The sequence below is a fragment of the Lysinibacillus sp. BF-4 genome, from assembly GCF_000743635.1.
GTDB classification, from domain to species: domain Bacteria; phylum Bacillota; class Bacilli; order Bacillales_A; family Planococcaceae; genus Metalysinibacillus; species Metalysinibacillus saudimassiliensis.
Map to the genome: position 1 here is coordinate 1 of NZ_JPUW01000042.1, position 21436 is coordinate 21436.

The window sequence follows — 21436 nt, forward strand, 5'->3', positions numbered from 1 at the left end:
AAAAATCAACTTAACTGGACAAATATTGATTGCCTTAGTTCTTGGGGCTATTGTAGGGATTGTGTTATATGGTATGTCAGATTCCTATGTTAAAGACACGCTATTGGTTGATGGCATATTTAAATTTTTAGGCACCGTTTTCATCGCAGCATTAAAGATGCTAATTGTACCAGTCGTGTTCTTTGCGCTTGTTGTAGGGGTATCGTCATTAAACGACATTCGACAGCTAGGACGCATTGGCACAAAAACGATGCTGTATTACTTAATTACAACAGCACTAGCAATTACGCTAGCATTAGGGGTAGCTTTTGTAATGAGCCCTGGCAGTAACTTTAAAATGCCAGTACTAGAAGAAACGGATGTTGCCATCAATGAAGGTGTGCCTTTTATTGATGTGTTAATTAATATTGTACCGTCTAACCCTGTTCAGGCAATGGCAGAAGCCAATATGTTGCAGATTATTTTCTTTGCGATTATGGTGGGCATTGCGATTACTATTATGGGTGACAAAGTACCAACTGTTCGTTTATTTGTGAATGAATGTAATGATTTATTTTTACGTTTAGTAACATTAGTTATGCTGTTTGCGCCACTCGGTATTTTTGGCTTAACAGCGCGTACCTTCTCACAATTAGGTTATGAGATTATGTTGCCGCTTAGTAAGTATTTGCTAACGGTAGTTATTGGGCTTGCCCTGCAAGTGGTGGTGTATATAATTATTTTACGTGTGGTAAGTGGGTTAAATCCAATTTATCTTCTTAAAAAAATCACTTCACCTTTGTCTATTGCCTTCTCGACGGCAAGTTCGGCAGCTGCCCTACCTGTTACGATTCGTACAGCGGAGGAGCAATTAGGTGTAGATAAAAAGGTAGCTTCCTTTACATTACCACTTGGCGCAACCATTAATATGGATGGTACAGCTATTATGCAAGGTGTGGCGACCTTCTTTATTGCACAAGTGTATGCAGATGGTCTTTCACCTTCGCAGTTTTTATTAGTGATTTTAACAGCGACGCTCGCTTCTATTGGCACGGCTAGTGTGCCAGGCGCAGGTTTAATTATGTTATCAATGGTGCTAACAACAGTTGGCTTACCAGTTGAAGGTATTGCACTTATTATCGCAGTAGATCGTATTATTGATATGGCACGTACGAGTATAAATGTGTGTGGTGATATTGTTGGTACGGTTGTCGTTGCTAAATCTGAGAATGCGTTAGATAAAGAGATTTATTATACAACAAAATAACGAACAAGCATCGTGCAAGAGCGCGGTGCTTTTTTGTTGTGCTTTACGAGGAAGTAGGTTAATTTTATGAGCGGTTTGAATTATTTTTTATGTTAAGTAGTGTCGCGTAACTTGTTGTAAAAGCAGCTATTGACATTGGCTAGCAGTCAGCGTACAATAACAATCGTACAATAAAAAGAGGTTCATAGCAGATACCCTCTATAAAAAACTATGGAATGACGTCTTCTACGCCGCATCCCCCATAGGATGCGGCTTTTTTTATGGGCCAGCTAGAATCTCCTCATACGGAGGTAATATTATGTCAGGTAGATCAGAAGAAAATCTTGAGGGGCTTACCCTTCTTGGTAATCAAAATACGAAATATTTATTTGAGTACGCGCCAGAAGTTTTAGAAGCCGTGCCTAACCTACACACAGGACGTGACTTTTTTGTAAAGTTTAACTGCCCTGAGTTTACAAGCCTTTGCCCAATGACGGGACAACCCGACTTTGCGACAATGTACTTATCATTTATCCCAGATGAGCTGTTAGTGGAAAGTAAATCACTTAAGCTTTATTTATTCAGCTTCCGCAACCACGGGGACTTCCACGAGGATTGCGTCAATATTATTATGAACGACCTTATTGAATTAATTAACCCACGCTACATCGAGGTTTGGGGTAAATTTACGCCACGTGGCGGTTTATCTATTGACCCTTGGTGCAACTATGGTCGCCCAGGCACAAAATACGAAAAAATGGCAGAACACCGCCTAATGAATCACGATATGTACCCTGAAAAGATTGACAACCGCTAATGTTGTACTATCTAAATGGTATATTCGTTGGCTTTTTAATTTTGTCCAACATCCTTGCAGTGAAAGTATTTAGTGTAAACGAATGGATTATGCTACCAGGCGCGGCGATTTTAGTTGTGGTAACTTACCCGTTAATTGATGTCATTACAGAGGTTTACGGTAAAGAGGCCAGCAAACGAACGGTGCGCGCGGGCTTTATTACGCAAATTTTTGCGGCGTTGTTCATTTATATCGTTATTGCCCTGCCACCAGCGCCAGCCTTTACAGAGCAAGCCGCTTTCGAAACCATTTTAGGCGGCAGTGTGCGCGTCATTATCGCGAGCCTCGTAGCGTACTTTATTAGCGTTAATTTAGATGTTTACATCTTTAGCAAAATTAAAGAACGTCTTGGCGCCAAACGCCTATGGCTTCGTAATAATGCGTCAACTATGGTGAGCCAGCTCATTGATACCGCATTATTTGTGACGATTGCCTTTTACGGCATTATGCCTGTTTCTGTGCTTGTATCAATTTTTATTGCACAATATGCATTTAAGTTTGTAGCATCCATTATTGCTACACCACTTGTCTATGCTCTCGTCTTTTGGGCGCGTAAGCTAGACGCATAAGACCAACGCTAGTGTACACATTTGTGCGCTGGCGTTTTTCTTTTTCCAATTATCAGATAACTATCATTGCTTAGTGCGACTATTTACCTTAACATATAGTAGTGAAGAACCATTACTAAAGGAGTGGTAACCCTATGTTAAAACCAGATGCATTATTGCAAGATATTATTACTTTTAATGAAGGCTATAGTCAAGAAGTGAAAGCTACACAAAATGTAGTGCGTGTACAAAATACCGATGCTGCTACCGAAATTATTTACGTGCTATCTGCTTCAGAAGTGCTCATCCACTTTGATGGCGTTGCTAATTTTGGCGACTACTATCAACTATTAAAAGCACGCAAAGCGGTAGATTTATTTGCGACACGCCAGTCCGACCGTCTTAAAAAACAATATGATGCCATGAAATATGATTTTGCTAAGCAAGGCTATACCATTTACCGTGGCGAACAACTTGTAGATTTGCCATCGCACCATACCTTTATGATTGGCATCCCTAAAAATAAATGGTCCAAACAAGCACACACGCATGTACTCACAACAATTGTAGCGTTGCGCCAACAAGAACAAAAAATTTGCACTGCCATTGGTGGCTACAAAGAGCAAATTGCACCACCTAGCATTACCGTACACGCGCGTACACTCACGCGCCTTACCACCTACATAGAAGAAGCCGCAACATTTGCAAAACATGTAACAGCTCAGCATAACGAGCGATTTGTTACTGCCATTAGTAAACAACTAACCGAAAAAATGACCCGCACGCTATTGCCTGACGGTAAAACCGTTCAGCTACAAAGTACACGTTATACGATGATTATTAATTTACTGTATGTACGCATTATTACTAACCATAATGCCGTAGAAGAAGACGTTAATGCCTTCTTTGGCGAAGAAATCTATAAACAACTGAAATACAATCAAAAAAATTATAGTAAGTTACAAGAAGCTTGCAAGGAAGGTGTAAAAAGCAGCCGCAACACCGTGCGCTGCGAACGTATTGAGCGCTTGCTTACGCGCTATTTTGATGTACAGCGTATCGCTTATGCTAGTACGTTTGACGAAGCACGTCAGCTTTATACCTTTACTGGTGAAGGTATTATAGCTGATCGCCGCATTCACTTACTCGTTCACCCTACGATGTTGTTAGCCTTTAATGAAGTTATAACGAAAAGTGGCATGCGCTTACCATCACTCGACATCATTTATCAGCCTGACCATAAGCCAAACCTGCACTTTTTTGAAGGCCAAGGTCTCACAAATGGGCACGGCGTTCAAATCTTTTCGATTTATATGCTAGCTAAAGATACTCGTAAGGAGCTTGCCCACTACTAAAACAAGCAACCGCGCTACTCACGCGATTGCTTGTTAAAGAGTTGGGTAATGCCAATGGTCAGTAGCCCCACCGCCGCAATCCCATATAACCAGTTCTTTAAAGTTTGGCTTACTGAGCTAGTACCCGCAAAAGCTATCATCATTACGAGTACTAGCACAATAAAGCCTTGCATACGAGCTGTCATTTTTAATTGGTCATATCCTTAATAAATTGCTCAATTGAGCTTGCTTGTTGCCATGCATCAACTGCCCCTGCATCAAGATGCAAAAATAAATGATCTTTACAGTACGCATACTCCCCGTCCTCTGAACCTAAACCAAAGCGCTCAACCTGTAAACCTTTGCTCGCAAAGTGCGCGACTACCGCTTCAAATAATGCCTCACGTGCCGCAATATAATCCTTTGCCTCCTCAGGCGCTACACTATACGCATCAACACGCACACCTACCTCCGCAAAACTTGGAGCTGCTACAGGTTCACTAAAGTTCGTAATGGGGTTAATAAATAATGAAGCCTCGCCTTCTGCATTTGTAAACATAAAGCGTGTAAAGACATACACATGATTATTATAAACAGCCTCATAATACGTAGGCACTTGTTCAATCGCTAGCGTATAATCCTCAAACGTAGTGTCCTCTACTTGATAGCTTTCCTTTTTAATAAATGGCACACTCGCTAAAAAAGCTGTAGCATGCGCCTCCTCTGCAAACACACCAATCGTAAATGTGCGTTCGTCTTGATACATTTCAATTGTATACATATCCTTCACCTCTCCTACATTATACGTGTTATCACACTAAAAAGTTGCTATACTGTTTGATATAGATTGGAGGAATTTACATGAAAAAATGGTTAGTCATTTTAGGCGCAGCCTCATTACTAGCTGCGTGTACGGCTGAATCAACCGAGGAGCAAACAACAGCCAAGCCTCAAAAACCCGACACTGAACAAACTGAAACTGTAAAAAAACCTGAAGACAAACCACTTGAGACAACAGAAAAACCTGCCGAGGTCGAAAAGGACAAAGAAAAAGACAAAGAAGAAGTTAAAAAGCCTGCCGAAGAAAAACCTGCGGATAAGGCAACAGGCGAACAATTGCCACTCAAGGAGTACTTCCTTAAAGACGGTAAAAAAGCGCATTATTTAGGTGAAGGCATTGAGTTTGCTACCTATGACGTCGAAACACGCTGGTTAAGCGATAACTATGTAGCGCATTATGTTAACAACGGGGGTGTAGAAGCACAGCGCGTATACCGCATTACAGACACAGCCATTGAATTAGTCGTAGACGAAGTTGTGCAAGGTACAAAGCCTGACGTACCAAAAGTTGACTGGTTAGACAAAGTAAAACCACTTGAAATTGTACTGCAATCCCCACTAACAAAAGGTAGTAAGTTTGATAAATGGACAGTCGTTAAAACGGACGAAACAATTATTACACCTGTCGCTACCTACAATAATGTTATTGTGCTAGAGGACAAAGGCAAAGATTATACTGACACACGCTATTTTGCTAAAGGTGTGGGCGAAATTAAAACGGTTTATGTGATGGATATGGATAATAACGAAACCTACCGCACAACTTCTACACTCGATAAAATTTACTAAGTGAGGCGACTGCAATGAAAAAACTATGGTTATCTCTACTAACAGGTGCTGTGTTAGTAGGTGCGTCACCTGCAGAAGCGGCAAAAGCACCGCTTCATGAGTATGCGGAAATATTTACAGGCGAAGCAGCTATCGCTAAAAAACTTTACGAGGGCTTTCCTGGTGCTACAATTGAAGTAACACGCATGGAGCGTTTTGCTACAACCATTATTGTGCATATTGACCGTGCTACCTTTTTAGCCGCAGATAAATCAAAATTACCTGAGGAAGATGTGGCACTTATTTCCTTAGTATTAGCATCTACAAATGCCTCATCACGCGTAGCACTTGAGATTGCCTCTACCATTTCAGGCAATACCCATACAATGAATGTAGCTGTTATACGGGACGGCGCCGTTATGCATAAAGGTGAGCCAACCATCACTACACTGCAACGCTATCAAGGCGTCATTAATCCATTATTTACGGATATCGCTAAAAATGCCAATGCAGATGCTATTCGTCGCTTAGCACGCCTTGGCATTATTACAGGTACAACACAATTATTTAATCCAAATGACGCAATTACGCGCTCACAGTTTACCGCTATGTTGCATCGTACTGTACCAAACACAGAGCCATTTGAGGGCAACCCCTTTACAGACATTACCAAACACTGGGCAAAAGACGATATTGTTACAATGTACTCTTTTGGTGTTGTCAAAGGGCTAAATAAATTTAATCCAGGTGATGCGATTACACGTGCACAAGCAGCCGTAATGATTGCGCGCTATATTGATATGCTTGGTATTGATGTTAGCACGGTAGCGCGTACATCACCGTTTACTGATTTAACTAAACTACAACTAGAAAACCGCAACGCTATTGGTCTTATGTATAACTTAGGTATTATTCGTGGTACAAGCGCAACTACGTATAATCCCGCTGGGCAACTTACACGCTCACAAATGGCTAAAATTTTAGACGGTATTTTACAACTAGAAGTAGACATGTAAGTACAAAAAAAGCTAAACCAACATCTCGTTGGTTTAGCTTTTTTGCTTAGCGCTTTACAAATTGCATTGGCTCAAGTGCAAGATCACTAAAATACCTACCTGCACGTACTTCAAAATGTAAGTGTGAACCTGTTGAACGGCCTGTTGTACCCATCTTACCAATAATATCGCCCTTGCGCACAGTAGCGCCAAGATTAGCAACAAAGCTATCTAAATGAAGATAGCGTGTGGATAAGGTTACACCGTCAATTTCATGCAACACTACTAAATAATTGCCTGCTGACTCATGTAGTGCTTCCTTCGCAATAACAATGCCGTCTGCAGCAGCGTGAACGTTAGTACCAATAGCATTGGCAATATCTTGCCCTGCATGAAACTCAATGCCACCTAAATCACGGTAGCCAAAAGGTGATGTTAAAATCCCTTGTGCTGGCATCATAAATGGCTTCTTTTGGGCAATGGCACTGTAAGCATCAAACTTTAAGGCACTTAGTATGCCTTTATTAATTTGCCCTGCACGTCCAGAGTTAGTATCCACCTTATCAAGGTGCTTAACAATCTCTGCTTGTTGTTTTGCATTTGCTTTTAGCTCAAAAGTCTGCTCATTAGCAGTTGAACTAGGTGGTGTGGCACTAGTACTTGGTGATAAATTTAAACTTGGTGCAGCCTGTGCTGTTAAAGGAACAGCCAGTAATGCCGCGGTTAATAGGATTTTTCGCATAGCTTTACCTCATTCTTTTTTATTATCATAGCACGAACACACATAGAAAACGTGTGACAAAAATCACACGTCACTTTTTCGTTATAATCATAAAGCCTGTATCATATAAAGCGCCTTCCTTTAAAATCGGGAAACTATAATAGTACTTTATAGCGTCCTCGGAAACACGCAGCGTTTGCTTAGTAATAGTACGTTTAAGCATAATATACTCACGCACCTCATCATCTAACCCATCACGGTAACTTCTTTCTACAATACGATTAATTTCCATCTTTACTCGATTAATATCATCATACGTTGCCTCGCGCCAGTCATTTTGCTCGGTGTGTAGTAATTTTGTAACCTCATAGGATGTGAGCTGATTCATCGTACTCATCCTTTCTGTTCATCTGTAATATAGCGCGCTAACATATTTTTTGCTGGCACTTTCTCTGTAATTTTTTCGGTTTTTGCGGTAATCTTTTGCAACACATGTAATAACCCCTCATCACCTGACCAGTGCTTTTCGATTGTACTTGCACCTAAACGATTAATTAATGTGTTAATCACGAAGGTTGCGACGATAATATCATCAACAAAGCCACCAAATCCTAGTAGCCCTTCTGGCAAAAAATCTAGCGGCAACATAAAGTAGGCTAGCCCTGCCCCAATAAGCGCCTTATCCCTACCCGCAATATCCTTATCTAGCATGGCGCTAACTAACAAATGAAATAAATCAGGCACAAACAATAAAATTGATACAAATTTGCGGTCCTTGCCATTTTTCTTTTTTGTAAAAGCTACTAATTTCGCGCGTAATTTATCGTAAAAATCCATATAATTTTGCATCATTCTCACCTCTTTGATGCTCTTTAACCTTTAATACGTTTTTTCAAACAATTTTGTATCAATTGCCGCCTGCAAATCCGCTTCAGTTAGCGTCATAACATCGACTTTCGTTATGTTTTTAACGTCAGCTAATCGGTTGGATTGCATCGTCACTAATTTTTCGAAAATATTGCGTACATAACGTCCATTCGAGAAGTTTTCGGTTGTTGCAATATCAATCGTTTGCATCGCTTGTTGCAGTGCCACGGCAAAATCGTCGTTAAACATGTAGTCATTTTGCTTACAAAGGCGAGCAAAAATTTGATACAGCTCCTCATGATTATAGTTAGGAAAGGCAATAAAACGATTAAAACGTGATTTAAAGCCAGGATTTGCCTGTAAAAATTCTTCCATGCGTCCTTCATAGCCTGCGACAATAATGACAAGGTCGTCACGCAAATCTTCCATCGCCTTTAACAAACTATCTATCGCTTCTTGTCCAAACGCATCATTTTTATCATTTACAAGGGCATAGGCTTCATCAATAAATAACACACCACCTGTTGCTTTTTTTACAACATCTTGCACCTTGAGTGCCGTTTGCCCAACATAACCTGCGACAAGCCCTGCACGGTCTGTTTCGACAAAATGTCCACTAGACAGCACACCTAAATGTTTATAAAGCTGACCAATAATACGTGCAACGGTTGTTTTACCTGTTCCTGGGTTGCCCGTAAATACAAGGTGATAGGTCATAGGAAAACTCGCTAAACCAAAATCTACGCGGATACCTTGCATTTTGATGAAGTTAATGAGTTGATCAAGCTCTTGCTTAACATCTGCCAAGCCAATTAAGCCATGCAGCTCATCGCGTAATTTAGTAATCTCCGCTTCAATTTCAGGTGTAATACGCATGCGCTCGCCATTAACAAACTCCCCACTATAAATCATTTTGCCATCTTCAGTAAAATAATCCCCGCGGCCATGCGCCACACCACCTTCAATATTACCCTCGTATTTAACAGCACCACTTGGGTAAAAGAGCACGCCAGCGCCTGTCATCACATTGTCTTTAAACTGCCCTTCTGCTACCTTTATGCCTTCTTCATATAAAACGCCCTTGCCATGACGCGCATCATCAAAATAATACCCTTCATATAGCAGTGTAGAAGAAGCATCATCCTCAAACAATCGCCCGAAACCTTGGCGATTTTGCCACATAAACTCTCCTTCATACATCATGCGACCTGATGGGTAATACATAACGCCCTTCCCTTTACGCATACCTTGTACAAACTCACCCTTATAGTAGAGTTGTGTATCATTGGCGTAAAATAATTCGCCGTAGCCATCCATTTGGTCATTAACAAAACTGCCGCGGTACAGCAAATGGTCACCTTGGTAAAACTCCCCTTGCCCATGCTTTTGATTGCGCGCGAATTGCCCGCTATAACGTAACTTGCCCTTTAAATACATTTTGCCATCACCTTGACGCGCTTGTTCGACAAAATCCCCTTCATATAATACGTGCCCTTCTTCGTCGTAGAGCTTGCCAAAACCATCATACACATCATGACCAAAGTCATTCTTTTTTGTTTGCCCCTCATATTTTAATGCACCATCAGGATAAAATAGTTGCTGTTGTTGTCGATTTGTCATTTCCTAGCCCACTCCTTTAGTAATATTATGATTAACACCCTATAAAAATTGAAAATCTTACAAAGTTTTTCGTTTTTAGTGCGCACTTTTAGCTATAATCTATTATAATTATACATGACACTAGATTATTGGGAGAGATACGCATGAAGATTACAATTGGTAATAAATTAAAAATTGCCTTCACCGTGGTCATTATAGCAATGCTTGTGATATCTGGCATTAGTTATATGTACTTACAACGAAGCAATCAGGCACTTGTTTCGATTGACGAAGATACGGAACGCATTGATTTGTATAATGATGTGGCTTTTCAAATGGTGCGTGCTAACGCTTCCATCCGTGGTTATATGATGTACAAAAAGCAGGAGATGCTAGATAATCACTATGAAATTAGAGAAAGCCTACACCAAAGTGTAGATGCCTTACTCGCTAAAAATGAGCAAGACGAAGGTTTTAGTGATTTTGTCGTTAACCTTGAGGCTTGGGAGGCAGCAATTGAAGCTGATGTACTTAAGCCATTACGTGCAGGTGACAATGCCCTTGCCGAAAAAAACGCCCTACCGATTTTAGGTAAAGGCTCACAAGCTTTAGTTGTATTTAGTAAACAGATGGCAACCGAAAATACCGCAGCCATACATAGTAAAATCCAAGATTTACATAAAGGCGCAGCCGCACAACTGCGTACGATTATTATTATTTCCATCATCATTATTATTATCAGTATGAGTATCGCAACCATTACAGGTCGCAATATTGGGCGACGTATGCAACGCACAATTGATACGCTTAATGTATTTTCGACAGGTGATTTAACACAGCGCCTTGAAATGGGCTCGCGCGATGAGTTTGCCTCGCTAGCCGCCTCATTTAACAGCATGGCTGAAAAGTTAAGTGCTATGATGAAAACGGTAAGTCAATCTTCACATACTGTAGCGGCAACATCTGCAGAGCTTACAGCAAGTAGTGAGGAAGTTAGCAATGCCGCAATGAACGTAGCAGAGAGCATTCAGGCTATTTCGTCTAGCCTCGAAAACCAAGAGCATCGCACAAACGAAATGCGTGAAGTCGCCTCGTCAATGATGGTTAAAATGGATGGTATTACAGCTAGTGTAGATGTAACTGATGATGCCATGAATCAAGCAAAAACTATGGCAGATGAGGGCTTTAACTCTGTAACGGCAGTAACCAAACAAATGGATACTATCTCTACCCATACACTTGCGCTGAATGAACGTATGCAAGATTTAGCAGATAATACGACTTCTATTGAGTTAGCCGCCAATGTGATTAAAGATATTGCTGATCAAACTAACCTACTTGCGCTTAATGCTTCAATTGAAGCGGCACGTGCTGGTGAAGCTGGTAAAGGCTTTGCAGTTGTCGCCGAAGAAGTACGCAAGTTAGCAGATGAATCTAATAATGCTGCAGGTAAAATCGAACAAATCATCGCAAGTATTATGACCAATACACGCCATATCGAACAGGATATTACGAATAGTCATTATTCTGTCACAGTTGGGAAAACGAAAGTAGCTGTAGCTAGTCAGTTATTTACCCAAATTGTAATGCGCTTTGATGATGTGCAAGAGCAAACGGCAGCTGTAACTGCCGAAGTGCATAGCATCCATGAAGGGCTATCACAAATTGCCGCTCAAGTTACAGCGATTGATAGCAGTGCCGAGCGTTCGTTAACACGCGCTCAAGATGTAGCGAGTGCCGCAGAGGAGCAAACGGCTTCTGTACAAGAAATTGCTGCAGCTACTGCCCACCTCGCTGAACGTGCTCACGAACTTGCAGATACAACAAAAACATTTACGTATTAATCGCCCTAAGGAGCTGTCATGTACAGCTCCTTTTTGCTTGCTCTTTACCACCTAAATTAATATTTAAACATAAAAATGCATAAAAAACCTAGACAAGCCATTAGTATTTTGTTACGCTATAAAGCATAAATATACATACTTACGTAACGTAAAGACAACGAGGTGCAACAACATGATGGCTTTCGAAAAAACATTAGAAAACGTATCTGGCTGGGTATGGGGCTGGCCAATGATTTTATTATTACTCGGTGGCGGTATCTTCCTAACTATCAAACTTGGCTTCTTCCAGTTCCGATACTTTCCGCATATGATTAGCCAAACACTTGGCAAACTTTTTAAAAAGACAAATGCAGACGGCTCGATTACACCGTTTCAGGCAACAACAGCTGCACTCGCTTCAACCATTGGCGCAGCAAACATTGTCGGCGTACCTGTAGCTATTGCTTTTGGTGGCCCTGGCGCTGTCTTTTGGATGTGGGTTGTAGCGATGATTGGTATGGCTACAAAATACGCAGAGGTTGTACTTGGCGTTAAATACCGCGAAAAAAACGCAGAAGGTGAGTGGGTCGGTGGTCCGATGCACTACATCGAAAAAGGGCTTGGGTGGAAGCCAATGGCTATGTTCTTCGCCTTCTTCCTAATGATTGAAATTGGCGCAAGCTCGATGGTACAGTCCAACTCCCTATCTAAAAACGTAGAGGTTGCCTTTAACGTACCACCTGTAGTAACAGGGCTTGTCATTTGCTTCCTAGTAGCGTTAATGACAATTGGCGGTGTTAAGCGCGTTGGCGCAGTGACCGCAAAATTTATTCCATTTATGGTTGTTCTGTATTTAGGTGCAGCGCTTATCATTTTATTCGCTAACCTAACAGAAATCCCGCAGGCTTTTGCCCTAATCTTTAGCTCTGCATTTGCACCTGCACCTGCCGCTGGTGGCTTTATCGGCGCTGGTGTGGCTATGGCCATTCGCTGGGGCTTAGCACGTGGTTTGTACTCTAATGAAGCAGGTATGGGAACCGCATCTATCGCTCATGCCGCTGCACAAACGGACCACCCTGCTAAGCAAGGCTTATGGGGTATGTTTGAAGTAACAATCGACACATTAGTCGTGTGTACCATGACAGCACTCATCGTATTAACATCAGGTGTGTGGCAAAATGTCCCTGCTGACGAGGCTAATACGATGGTAGTTGTTGCCCTTGCCGAAGTTATTGGCTCTGGCTTAGCTGGCACGTTTATTACTGTATGTTTATTCTTCTTTGTACTATCAACAATTGGTGTAATTGTATTTTACGGGGAAAAACAGGCTGAATATTTATTCGGCTCATTTATTGCAAAAATTGTACGTATTGGCTATTTAGTGGCAATCGTAGTTGGCGCTATTGGCGGTTTACAATTCATTTGGCAGTTCCTTGATATTATGTTGGCACTTGTCGTATTACCTAATATTATTGCCTTAGTGTTATTAAGTGGTGAGGTTAAAACCTTAACCAAAGATTATATCGCAGGGCTGAAAACAAAATAAGCTACAGCTAAAAAAGGCATCCTTTCCATAGGGTGCCTTTTTTGTTAGCTATAGCATATAACTATCAACGTACAATAACGAACAATCGCGGTACATATTACCCTTTTGTTCGTTTAAGTGATTTTTAGCGTCACTATACTTTTTTTCCTTTAAGGTCATACATCCTACTATAAAGCCTTTTTGTTTAGGTTATCCTTGATTTTTTAATAATTTTCCATTAACATCTCTATGAAACTGTTTTCACTACACTCTCTTTATTTGACTAGGTTTATAGCATCATAAAGTAGGTAACATAAGTGTCAACATATAAGGAGGATGTATATGCCGTATGTAATTTCGGTTGTCGGTATTGTCGTTGTGCTAGCGCTCGCCTGGCTAGCAAGCTCGGATCGAAAGAAAATTAAAATCAAGCCAATTATTACGATGCTCATACTGCAAATTGTGTTAGCTATTTTATTACTTAACACTAGTGTTGGGCTATTTATTATTCAGGGCATTGCTGTAGGTTTCGAAAAACTACTGAGCTATGCTAGCGAAGGGATTATGTTCGTGTTTGGTGGTCTCGAAAATACCAACGAATCTTCCTTCTTTTTAAATGTACTGCTACCTATCGTCTTTATGTCTGCATTAATCGGTATTTTGCAATACATCAAGGTGCTCCCTTTATTTATGCGCGGAGTAGGTACGATACTAAGTAAAGTGAATGGCATGGGTAAATTAGAGTCTTACAATGCTGTTGCTTCGCTTATGGTTGGACAGTCTGAGGTATTTATCACCTTAAAAAAACAGCTTGGTCTATTATCAAACCAGCGTCTTTACACACTTTGTGCATCCGCTATGTCTACAGTTTCAATGGCAATTGTCGGTGCATATATGACTATGCTAGAACCTAAGTATATTGTAACAGCGCTTGTGCTTAATTTATTCAGTGGCTTCATTGTAGCGTCTATGATCAACCCCTATGATGTTGACCCTAAGCAAGATATTCTCGAAATTGAGGTCAAGGAAAAGCAGTCCTTCTTCGAAATGCTCGGTGAATATATTTTAGATGGCTTTAAAGTAGCCATTATTGTTGGGGCTATGCTAATTGGTTTTATTGGCTTAATGGCTGCTTTCAATGGTGTATTTGAGCTAATCTTTGGCATCTCCTTCCAACAAATTTTAGGTTATGTCTTTGCACCACTTGCCTTTTTAATGGGCATTCCTTTTACAGAAGCAGCGCAAGCAGGCTCTATTATGGCAACCAAGTTATTAACTAATGAGTTTGTGGCAATGAGTGAGTTAACGAAAAGCACTTTTGCCTTTAGTGATCGCACACTTGGTATCCTATCGGTTTTCCTTGTGTCCTTTGCTAACTTCTCGTCCATCGGTATTATCGTTGGTGCGGTAAAAGGCTTAAACGAAAAACAAGGTAATGCTGTAGCACGTTTTGGCTTAAAATTATTGTACGGCGCTACACTTGTTAGTATGCTGTCGGCAATTATTGTGAGTTTAATTATTTAAACAAAAAAAGCACACGCGAACGTTCGCGTGTGCTTTTTATACTATTATTTTGTAAAATCTGCATCTAGTGCTTGGTAATCTAGCTGATAGCGTCCGCCATCTGCAACCTCGCTATGGTAAAGTGCTTTTAATGCATAGTTTTTTTGTAAATCCATATCGCGCATTAGTACTTTTAAGCGGTCATGCAACTCGCGATTTTCATTCACTAAACGTTGCATTTGTGGTCTGAAGTATTTCATAATTTATCCTTCCCTTCTTGTACGACACGCTTAACAAACGCCTCTTTATGCTCTGTGTAGCCAACAATATTGCCATCAAATTTTGCGATATACGCTTTTTTAAGCGCTTCATATTCTGCACGTAGTGTTTCTGATGCGCGCAGCTCATCACGAAAAATCGTAAAGTCCTGCCATTTTTCACCTTCATAAGCTACTAAATGAATAATATATGTTTTTACCGCAAAGGTTGTATCAACAAAGCGTGCGAGTATCATCTCATTTTCGCGCACAACACGCAAGCGATAAAAACCGATTGCTTTACACGCGTCAAAAAACGAGGTCGGCACATCTTCTAATGTGTCCACCCCTACCATAATATCAATAATAGGCTTGGCCTCAATCGCCTCGACTGCCGTACTGCCAATATGTACAATACGGTTAGCCGCAAGCCCTGTTGCTTGCTCAATTTGTTGTTGTACAGCTACAAACGCCTTATGCCAACCCGCTTCGTGTGGCACAACTCTAATTTCATCGCCCTTTAACCCTAATTCCAACATTATCACCTCTATACGCTAGTATAGCGCGATTTCCGTTATTTGTGTATCTCTTGTAACGTGCGTTTCACGTCTGACTTTAATCGTTTTAGCGTTCCTGACAGTTCATTCATTTCCGTCTGCAATGTTTTCAGTTGTTTTAAATATTGTTGGCGTTTTTTTCGTTGTTACGGTTTCATGTAAGCTTATCATAGTGAACACCTCATTTCGTAATACCCTTACCCGTTGAAGTTAATGTAAAAACCTCATTTATCTTTTCACATTAAATCTTTAGTTTATTATTACCTAAAAAAGCACTAGTCACAATAGGTGAATTCAATCATTTGTAACGTTATTCCTTCTACCTACACGACTTATTACCTATTTTATAATTTTGTCTAGCTTGACGTCAAATTTGTATTTTCTGTATGTACAGTACACCTCTATAAAGAGAACGCTTCCATTGTACAACGTCATTATATGTTCACTCCATGCGCACAGCGTAAATTTTCTCACTCAGGCGCACAGCTTTCTTACTTCGCCTAAAAATTGTGTCAATTCGCTAAAAAGCACGCCAAAGGAAAACATAATGCGCTATACTAGAGTAGTAAACAAAATACATGATGAGGTGTAATGATGAACCGAGAAACTACGTATAATTTTAATGCAGGCCCTTCTGCATTACCTACAGTCGTGCTAGAGCGCGCACAAAAACAATTACTTAACTTTGAAGAAAGCGGCATGTCTATCATGGAGATGAGCCACCGTGGCAAAGTATACGAAGCTGTACATAACGCAGCTATCGAGCGCATGCGCAAACTGTACAACATCCCAGCAGATTATGAAGTGCTATTTTTACAAGGCGGCGCAAGCTTACAGTTCTCTATGATCCCTATGAACTTTTTAGCGGAAGGCGAAAAAGCTGGCTATATTATGACAGGCTCTTGGTCAGAAAAAGCTATTAAAGAAGCAAAAATGGTAGGCACAACTTATGAAGTGGCCTCTACAAAAGACAACCACTACAAAAATATCCCAACTACTCTTACAGTCGAAGAAGGCACTCGCTATGTGCACATGACTTCAAACAACACAATTTTTGGTACACAATTTAAAACAACACCAGATGTCAATGTGCCATTAATTGCGGATATGTCAAGTGACATCATGTCTAAACCAATCGACGTATCAAAATACGCGATGATTTATGCAGGCGCTCAAAAGAACTTAGGCCCTTCAGGCGTAACAGTTGCGATTATCAAAAAAGATTTCCTAGCAACAGCTAAAACAGAAAACCCAACCGTTTTACAATATGCAACTCACGTAAAAAACAATTCACTTTACCACACACCACCAACATTCGGTATTTATATGCTAGGTGAAGTATTAACATGGATTGAAGAGCAAGGCGGTCTTGAAGCTGTTAATAAACAAAATGAAATGAAAGCTGCCCTAATCTACGATGTAATTGATGGCAGTAACGGTTTCTACACAGGTCATGCTGACAAAGAAAGTCGTTCACTAATGAACATTACATTCCGCGTAGCTGACGAAGAACTAGAGAAAAAGTTCCTTACAGAAGCAGCAGCAGCTGGTTTTGTAGGTCTTAACGGTCACCGTTCAGTAGGCGGTTGCCGCGCATCTGCGTACAATGCCGTACCAGTAGCAGCGTGCCAAGCATTAGCCGACTTCATGAAAAACTTCATGGCAAACAACTAAAAGTGGAGAAAGGCATTAAGCTTCGCAGGGCATTGGAGCTTTTGGGTTGAACGCGTTCTTTGCGTTCAGACACAAAAGTGAAATGACACAAGAAGCTGCCTTTCGAAACTAGATAACAACTAAAAGTGGAGAGGGCTTGAAAGCTTCAATGGATGTTGGAGGGCAAGAAACGAAAGCGTTTCTTGCTTTCAATTGACTGAATAAAAACTAGCCCTCATAACCAATACAAAACCCCTAGAATTTTTCATTCTAGGGGTTTTGTATTGGCGTAATACTCATTAAAGGGTGGTAAATAGTATCATCTACCGAACGCGCAGCATCAACAAGCGATAGCTGGGCTACCGCAAGCGTCCGCCCAGTTGCGAGTAGCTCTGTTAACTTTTCCTGTACTAACGCATCATGTGCCTTTTTATGCCCATTTAATAATAATTCATACGCGCGCTCAATCATAATAATTTCATAGTTAACCTGACGCCCTGCCTTATGCAGACGCGCAATTGTACCTTTAATGGTATCCGTATTCGTAAAAATAAGCGTTTGTGGTACGGTACGCTGTGCGAGCAAGGCAAAAAATGGCGCGTCAATCTTTACAACAGTAGAAGGAATAACCTCGCCTTCAATTTGCGCAATATAGTCCGTACATGTGATATATACCACATCCGCCTGCTCACTGAGTGCAGTCAGAGTGGTTAAGATTTCTGCCTTACGAATACGCGGCTTTACAACATGCTCAATGTCATCAAATAAACTATCCATATACGCTTTATTTGAGCGATGTGCATGTAAGCAAGCAATTCGTGCTGTCATTGATTACTCTCCTTTGTCGTGAAAAAAGTCAGTCGCATTAAACGACTGACTTCACTGCTGTAACAGCAGCCTCTAGTGTAGAAACAATTACACCGTTTTGTTTAATTAAGCCTACCACAAATAAGTTACGATAGACAAATTGATTTTCCGTTGGGTCTTGTTGTAAAATTTCTAGCTTTTGTGGGTGCGTTGTACCTTGCTGACGTACATCGGTAAATACCGCCACAATTGGACGGTTAAATGTCGAAAACACACCAATCTCGGCTGCGACACCTGAGTCGATTTCCATACCATCAATTACTGCAATTAATACATCACTTGCCGCGAGCGCAGCTAGGTCTGCTTGTGCAATTGCCTCGCTTGTCGCAAAGGCGGATTTGTCATTAATTGCAGGGTTTTCCTGCGGTACATATAAATCAATCGCTGGGATTGCCTCTCGTAGTTGGCGCGCTAACACCTCATTAACGTAGCGATCACCCATTGAAAATAAACCATTGGCTAAGTATGCCTTCACTTCAATCACCTCTGCCATAAGTATACCATTTATGCCTCAACTGGCATACGCACATCCTGTAAATAATGCGCCAAACTTCCCTCGTACACAGGCTCTACGTACGTAAGCTCTGTAAGGCAAGCAGGTGTCATAAAGGCAGGGTTTTCGCGCACTTCTAAACCACCACGTTGTAAAACGGTTGCCACAAACTGTGAGCAAAAATATGCACGCTCACGCTTAACTTCCTTATGCAACATTACGCCAAACAAACCAATGAAGTTGTATTTGTAACGATTGCGATTAGCATGCATATAACGTACTTTACTTTTCATTTTTAAATATTGGTGTGTGGAAACCGCAATACGGTAAATGCGACAACGGGCGCGCTCAAAAAGACCAGCCTCTGCCTTTTCGCGCAAAAAACCACCGCTCAGGGGGTTGTGCAATTGTAGCCGACCAAAGCTATACATTTCAAATAAACTCTCGTCAAAAGCGATGGAGGCGTGATTCATGGGTTCTTGTGTATATAAGCCAATCGCGCGTGATAACAGTGTGCGCGTTTCAGTTAATATGATATAAATCATTCTTTTCATTGTTCGTTCACCTACACTTTGTATCTACTTCCTTTACGGTAGTCGTAATGTAAAGGTTTCATTTACCTAAGTATAGTCAATAAACCTTACGAACTTCTTTATCAAATCTTAAATATTCCTTAAGATTATAGGCAAAATAAAAAGGACGGGTTCAAGTAGCTTAGCTCACCTGGTCTCGTCCTTTGTATCATTTGCGCTGATCGCCTTTTTTTGTATCGCGTGGCTGAAACCACTCTTCATACGTATAATTTGTCACCATCTTGCTCACCTCCACATGTATGGTATACCCCAACTCGTACATTAGAAACAATATTTTTCATGCGATGCATGTAACTTTAATCAGTAATTTCTCATACAACTATTATATTATATCTAGTTTTTATATTAGTAAATGAAACTATAAACCTAATTTATTTATCAATAAACTACAACTTTAGACTTCTAAAGTGCATTTTTTTACGGAATCAGCCGATTTTTTATTATTTTCTGAAAACTATGTCAAATAGCTAAGAAAATAAATATTTGCATATATGCTTTACTATTCGCTAAAATGGCTGTTATCACGTATACTGAATGGAATTCATTTAAGGAGCGACTTATGGAAACAAAATCACCACGCGCATTATTTTTCTCGTATTTAATCCCTTCACTCATCGGTATGATGCTGATGGCTATCAATATTTTAGTGGATGGATTGTTTGTTAGTCATGGTGTTGGCGACCGCGCGCTAGCTGGCGTTAATATTGCCGTACCTATCTACTCTATTTTACTATCCATCTCATTATGGATTGGTATGGGTGGCGCTACGCTGTACTCTATTAAAATGGGTGAAGGCGAGCCACACAAAGCCAATGCCATTTTTACACAGGCTATTATTGCCGCGATTGGCATTGTGGCTATTATTATCGCACTCTCACTCGCCTTCGAAAAAGAAATGGCGTACTTCTTTGGGGCGAGCGACGCGATTTACCCGTATGTGCATGATTACTTGCACTATATTTTATTGTTTGGGCTTGTGTTTATCATCGAAAATATTTTAAGTATTTTTGTACGTAATGATGGCAATCCCGTACTCGCTACTATCTCACTTGTTGTAGCGGCACTACTTAATATTGTGCTTAACTACATTTTTATCTTCCACCTGCATTTAGGTGTGAAGGGGGCGGCTTTTGCGACGATTATCGCCACATTTATTGGCATTATCGTGCTCCTGTCCCACTTCCTAAAGCCAACTAACTTACGCCTTGTTAAAACGCGCCTTGAGCCTAAGGTCGTTATGCAGGTACTAACGATTGGTTTGCCAAGCTTTATTGTAGAAGCGTCTGCTGCAGTTATTGTTATTGCCTATAATATGACGTTTAGCCATTTTGTTGGCGAGGTTGGTATTACTTCATTTGCGGTCATTAACTATGTACATGTGGTCTTTATTATGATTTTCATTGGGGTAGGCGCAGCATTACAACCTATTACAAGCTATCATTACGGCGCACGTCTTTTTGAGCGACTCAATGTCTTTGTGCGCATCGCTGTTATTACAAGCTTTGTCATTGGAGCTAGCGCCTTTATACTAGGGCTTGTAGCAAATGATTGGATTATTGCCTTGTTTGGCATTGATAACCCTGAGGTGGTAGCTTATACACGCAGTGGTATTGTACTGTTCTTTAGTGGCTATTTATTTTTAGGGGTTAATATGGTATTTGCGGAGTTTTATCAATCTATCGAAAAAATCCGTCTAGCTACAATTATTATTATGATGCGTAGTTTAATTTTATTTTTACCTTTACTATGGCTACTGCCAACGTTCTTTGGCGCGCGTAGTATTTGGCTCGCCTTCCCCATTGCGGAAGGGCTAACGATGCTTGGTATTTTTGGCTATGTAGCAATGAAAAAACGTTCAGGGAAATAAAACCCTGAACGTTTTTTTATGCTGGTCGGTATTTATTTGTAATGCCGCGTAAGTAGTTACGCGCAAAACTGTCGCCACACTCTTTATAATTGCGATGAGAGGGATTGCGTAGTAGTGCGCCGAGCTCCCCCTTAGAAACATTAATACCACCGTCATGCAGTATGGCAATCATGTCTTCTGTTGTAAGGGCTAGCGCAATTTTTGTTTTTTTAAGCAACATATTATTAGGTGCTTCTTTACCTGTAGCTTCTAGTGGTGGTTTGCCTGGTTGCGCCCCACGCTTAAACGTAATAAAACCGTTTAAAAAGGCCTCAAGTGTTTTATTATTACACGCTTTAAATTCTTCTGGTGCTTCTTCGTCCTCATATACTTTAATCAGCATATTTTGCACATCATCTTTTGTTAGCGTTACGCCACCTAATTTAAAAATATCTACCATATCTATATTTTTAATATCAAAGGCATAGCGCAGACGAATTAAAATATCATTATTTGTCATCGTTTGACCTCCTAAAGGTTTAGTATAACAAAAAAACCCCAAGCGA

Annotated in this window: 23 protein-coding genes and 1 riboswitch; of the genes, 11 read left to right on the forward strand and 12 right to left on the reverse strand. The window is 40.6% G+C overall.

Annotation, left to right across the window (positions count from 1 at the left end):
- The 4 genes from CH76_RS11550 to CH76_RS11565 all read left to right on the forward strand — a co-directional run.
- The coding region (locus CH76_RS11550) for a cation:dicarboxylate symporter family transporter (protein ID WP_036146417.1) at positions 1-1246 on the forward strand (1246 nt) is incomplete at its 5' end.
- 171 nt (positions 1247-1417) lie between these two features.
- Positions 1418-1464: riboswitch (PreQ1 riboswitch) on the forward strand.
- 80 nt (positions 1465-1544) lie between these two features.
- Positions 1545-2042: a preQ(1) synthase gene (queF, locus tag CH76_RS11555; RefSeq protein WP_036146420.1), complete on the forward strand. Its 498-nt coding sequence runs from the start codon at positions 1545-1547 to the stop codon at positions 2040-2042.
- Positions 2042-2650 carry a queuosine precursor transporter gene (locus CH76_RS11560; RefSeq protein ID WP_036146423.1) on the forward strand — a complete coding sequence of 203 codons (609 nt, stop codon included), beginning with the start codon at positions 2042-2044 and terminating at the stop codon, positions 2648-2650. The genes queF and CH76_RS11560 overlap by 1 nt, the downstream gene beginning before the upstream one ends.
- A 134-nt stretch (positions 2651-2784) precedes the next feature.
- Positions 2785-3984, forward strand: a complete 1200-nt coding sequence (locus CH76_RS11565; protein ID WP_036146426.1) for a hypothetical protein — start codon at positions 2785-2787, stop codon at positions 3982-3984.
- Between the two features lie 14 nt (positions 3985-3998).
- Here CH76_RS11565 and CH76_RS13950 read toward each other — a convergent pair whose 3' ends face one another.
- Positions 3999-4169, reverse strand: coding sequence for a hypothetical protein (locus CH76_RS13950; RefSeq protein ID WP_161769897.1), 171 nt, complete (start codon positions 4167-4169; stop codon positions 3999-4001).
- A gap of 2 nt (positions 4170-4171) precedes the next feature.
- Positions 4172-4744, reverse strand: coding sequence for a hypothetical protein (locus tag CH76_RS13565; protein ID WP_051910341.1), 573 nt, complete (start codon positions 4742-4744; stop codon positions 4172-4174).
- Between the two features lie 80 nt (positions 4745-4824).
- On the opposite strand from CH76_RS13565, the gene CH76_RS11575 reads away from it, so the two are divergent.
- Together CH76_RS11575 and CH76_RS11580 are read left to right on the forward strand one after the other, a co-directional pair.
- Entirely contained in the window at positions 4825-5592 is a 768-nt protein-coding gene (locus CH76_RS11575) for a hypothetical protein (protein ID WP_036146428.1), read from the forward strand.
- A gap of 14 nt (positions 5593-5606) precedes the next feature.
- Complete coding sequence (locus CH76_RS11580; protein ID WP_036146431.1) at positions 5607-6587, forward strand: S-layer homology domain-containing protein; 981 nt, start codon at positions 5607-5609, stop codon at positions 6585-6587.
- Positions 6588-6633: 46 nt separating this feature from the next.
- Here the strand turns inward: CH76_RS11580 and CH76_RS11585 are convergent, their stop codons facing one another.
- The 4 genes from CH76_RS11585 to CH76_RS11600 all read right to left on the reverse strand — a co-directional run bounded on the left by CH76_RS11585 (position 6634) and on the right by CH76_RS11600 (position 9774).
- On the reverse strand, positions 6634-7308 hold the full coding sequence (locus tag CH76_RS11585) for a M23 family metallopeptidase (RefSeq protein ID WP_051910342.1): 675 nt from the start codon (positions 7306-7308) through the stop codon (positions 6634-6636).
- 70 nt (positions 7309-7378) lie between these two features.
- Positions 7379-7675, reverse strand: coding sequence for a hypothetical protein (locus tag CH76_RS11590; RefSeq protein ID WP_036146434.1), 297 nt, complete (start codon positions 7673-7675; stop codon positions 7379-7381).
- Positions 7676-7680: 5 nt separating this feature from the next.
- Positions 7681-8139, reverse strand: a complete 459-nt coding sequence (locus CH76_RS11595; RefSeq protein WP_036146437.1) for a YkvA family protein — start codon at positions 8137-8139, stop codon at positions 7681-7683.
- Positions 8140-8166: 27 nt separating this feature from the next.
- Positions 8167-9774 (reverse strand): AAA family ATPase, encoded by a 1608-nt coding sequence (locus tag CH76_RS11600; protein ID WP_036146441.1) that lies wholly within the window; start codon positions 9772-9774, stop codon positions 8167-8169.
- A gap of 143 nt (positions 9775-9917) precedes the next feature.
- Between CH76_RS11600 and CH76_RS11605 the strand changes: the two genes are divergently transcribed.
- The 3 genes from CH76_RS11605 (at position 9918) to CH76_RS11615 (ending at position 14625) form a co-directional block, all read left to right on the forward strand.
- The gene (locus CH76_RS11605; protein WP_036146444.1) at positions 9918-11597 is read left to right on the forward strand and encodes a methyl-accepting chemotaxis protein; all 1680 of its coding nucleotides are present in this window, start codon (positions 9918-9920) and stop codon (positions 11595-11597) included.
- Between the two features lie 172 nt (positions 11598-11769).
- Entirely contained in the window at positions 11770-13122 is a 1353-nt protein-coding gene (locus tag CH76_RS11610; protein WP_036146447.1) for a sodium:alanine symporter family protein, read from the forward strand.
- 321 nt (positions 13123-13443) lie between these two features.
- Positions 13444-14625 (forward strand): NupC/NupG family nucleoside CNT transporter, encoded by a 1182-nt coding sequence (locus CH76_RS11615; RefSeq protein ID WP_036146451.1) that lies wholly within the window; start codon positions 13444-13446, stop codon positions 14623-14625.
- A gap of 44 nt (positions 14626-14669) precedes the next feature.
- Here CH76_RS11615 and CH76_RS11620 read toward each other — a convergent pair whose 3' ends face one another.
- Both CH76_RS11620 and CH76_RS11625 read right to left on the reverse strand, forming a co-directional pair.
- Positions 14670-14864 carry a hypothetical protein gene (locus CH76_RS11620; protein WP_036146453.1) on the reverse strand — a complete coding sequence of 65 codons (195 nt, stop codon included), beginning with the start codon at positions 14862-14864 and terminating at the stop codon, positions 14670-14672.
- A complete protein-coding gene (locus CH76_RS11625) occupies positions 14861-15397 on the reverse strand; it encodes a GrpB family protein (RefSeq protein WP_036146456.1) in 537 nt (178 codons plus the stop codon). Before CH76_RS11625 ends, CH76_RS11620 begins: the two co-directional genes overlap by 4 nt.
- A 615-nt stretch (positions 15398-16012) precedes the next feature.
- Between CH76_RS11625 and serC the strand changes: the two genes are divergently transcribed.
- Entirely contained in the window at positions 16013-17092 is a 1080-nt protein-coding gene (gene serC, locus CH76_RS11630) for a 3-phosphoserine/phosphohydroxythreonine transaminase (protein ID WP_036146459.1), read from the forward strand.
- A gap of 249 nt (positions 17093-17341) precedes the next feature.
- Here the strand turns inward: serC and CH76_RS11635 are convergent, their stop codons facing one another.
- Genes CH76_RS11635 through CH76_RS11645 form a run of 3 tightly spaced genes read right to left on the reverse strand, consistent with a single transcriptional unit; the run spans position 17342 to position 18985 of the window.
- Complete coding sequence (locus tag CH76_RS11635; protein WP_036146462.1) at positions 17342-17899, reverse strand: hypothetical protein; 558 nt, start codon at positions 17897-17899, stop codon at positions 17342-17344.
- A gap of 37 nt (positions 17900-17936) precedes the next feature.
- Positions 17937-18431: a nucleoside 2-deoxyribosyltransferase gene (locus CH76_RS11640; protein WP_081892700.1), complete on the reverse strand. Its 495-nt coding sequence runs from the start codon at positions 18429-18431 to the stop codon at positions 17937-17939.
- Positions 18432-18442: 11 nt separating this feature from the next.
- Positions 18443-18985, reverse strand: a complete 543-nt coding sequence (locus CH76_RS11645; RefSeq protein ID WP_036146465.1) for a hypothetical protein — start codon at positions 18983-18985, stop codon at positions 18443-18445.
- Between the two features lie 598 nt (positions 18986-19583).
- Between CH76_RS11645 and CH76_RS11650 the strand changes: the two genes are divergently transcribed.
- A complete protein-coding gene (locus CH76_RS11650; RefSeq protein WP_036146468.1) occupies positions 19584-20891 on the forward strand; it encodes an MATE family efflux transporter in 1308 nt (435 codons plus the stop codon).
- A gap of 16 nt (positions 20892-20907) precedes the next feature.
- Here CH76_RS11650 and CH76_RS11655 read toward each other — a convergent pair whose 3' ends face one another.
- Entirely contained in the window at positions 20908-21390 is a 483-nt protein-coding gene (locus CH76_RS11655; RefSeq protein WP_036146472.1) for a DUF1456 family protein, read from the reverse strand.
- Positions 21391-21436 lie beyond the last annotated feature (46 nt).

Coding starts and splice junctions, on each gene's coding strand:
- CH76_RS11620 (WP_036146453.1), bottom strand. CDS start 14,864: ATGAAATACTTCAGACCACAAATGCAACGTTTAGTGAATGAAAATCGC.
- CH76_RS11595 (WP_036146437.1), bottom strand. CDS start 8,139: ATGATGCAAAATTATATGGATTTTTACGATAAATTACGCGCGAAATTA.
- serC (WP_036146459.1), top strand. CDS start 16,013: ATGAACCGAGAAACTACGTATAATTTTAATGCAGGCCCTTCTGCATTA.
- CH76_RS11635 (WP_036146462.1), bottom strand. CDS start 17,899: ATGACAGCACGAATTGCTTGCTTACATGCACATCGCTCAAATAAAGCG.
- CH76_RS13950 (WP_161769897.1), bottom strand. CDS start 4,169: ATGACAGCTCGTATGCAAGGCTTTATTGTGCTAGTACTCGTAATGATG.
- CH76_RS11565 (WP_036146426.1), top strand. CDS start 2,785: ATGTTAAAACCAGATGCATTATTGCAAGATATTATTACTTTTAATGAA.
- CH76_RS13565 (WP_051910341.1), bottom strand. CDS start 4,744: ATGTATACAATTGAAATGTATCAAGACGAACGCACATTTACGATTGGT.
- CH76_RS11615 (WP_036146451.1), top strand. CDS start 13,444: ATGCCGTATGTAATTTCGGTTGTCGGTATTGTCGTTGTGCTAGCGCTC.
- CH76_RS11585 (WP_051910342.1), bottom strand. CDS start 7,308: ATGCGAAAAATCCTATTAACCGCGGCATTACTGGCTGTTCCTTTAACA.
- CH76_RS11640 (WP_081892700.1), bottom strand. CDS start 18,431: ATGGCAGAGGTGATTGAAGTGAAGGCATACTTAGCCAATGGTTTATTT.
- CH76_RS11655 (WP_036146472.1), bottom strand. CDS start 21,390: ATGACAAATAATGATATTTTAATTCGTCTGCGCTATGCCTTTGATATT.
- CH76_RS11590 (WP_036146434.1), bottom strand. CDS start 7,675: ATGAATCAGCTCACATCCTATGAGGTTACAAAATTACTACACACCGAG.
- CH76_RS11645 (WP_036146465.1), bottom strand. CDS start 18,985: ATGAAAAGAATGATTTATATCATATTAACTGAAACGCGCACACTGTTA.
- CH76_RS11610 (WP_036146447.1), top strand. CDS start 11,770: ATGATGGCTTTCGAAAAAACATTAGAAAACGTATCTGGCTGGGTATGG.
- CH76_RS11575 (WP_036146428.1), top strand. CDS start 4,825: ATGAAAAAATGGTTAGTCATTTTAGGCGCAGCCTCATTACTAGCTGCG.
- queF (WP_036146420.1), top strand. CDS start 1,545: ATGTCAGGTAGATCAGAAGAAAATCTTGAGGGGCTTACCCTTCTTGGT.
- CH76_RS11650 (WP_036146468.1), top strand. CDS start 19,584: ATGGAAACAAAATCACCACGCGCATTATTTTTCTCGTATTTAATCCCT.
- CH76_RS11580 (WP_036146431.1), top strand. CDS start 5,607: ATGAAAAAACTATGGTTATCTCTACTAACAGGTGCTGTGTTAGTAGGT.
- CH76_RS11605 (WP_036146444.1), top strand. CDS start 9,918: ATGAAGATTACAATTGGTAATAAATTAAAAATTGCCTTCACCGTGGTC.
- CH76_RS11600 (WP_036146441.1), bottom strand. CDS start 9,774: ATGACAAATCGACAACAACAGCAACTATTTTATCCTGATGGTGCATTA.
- CH76_RS11560 (WP_036146423.1), top strand. CDS start 2,042: ATGTTGTACTATCTAAATGGTATATTCGTTGGCTTTTTAATTTTGTCC.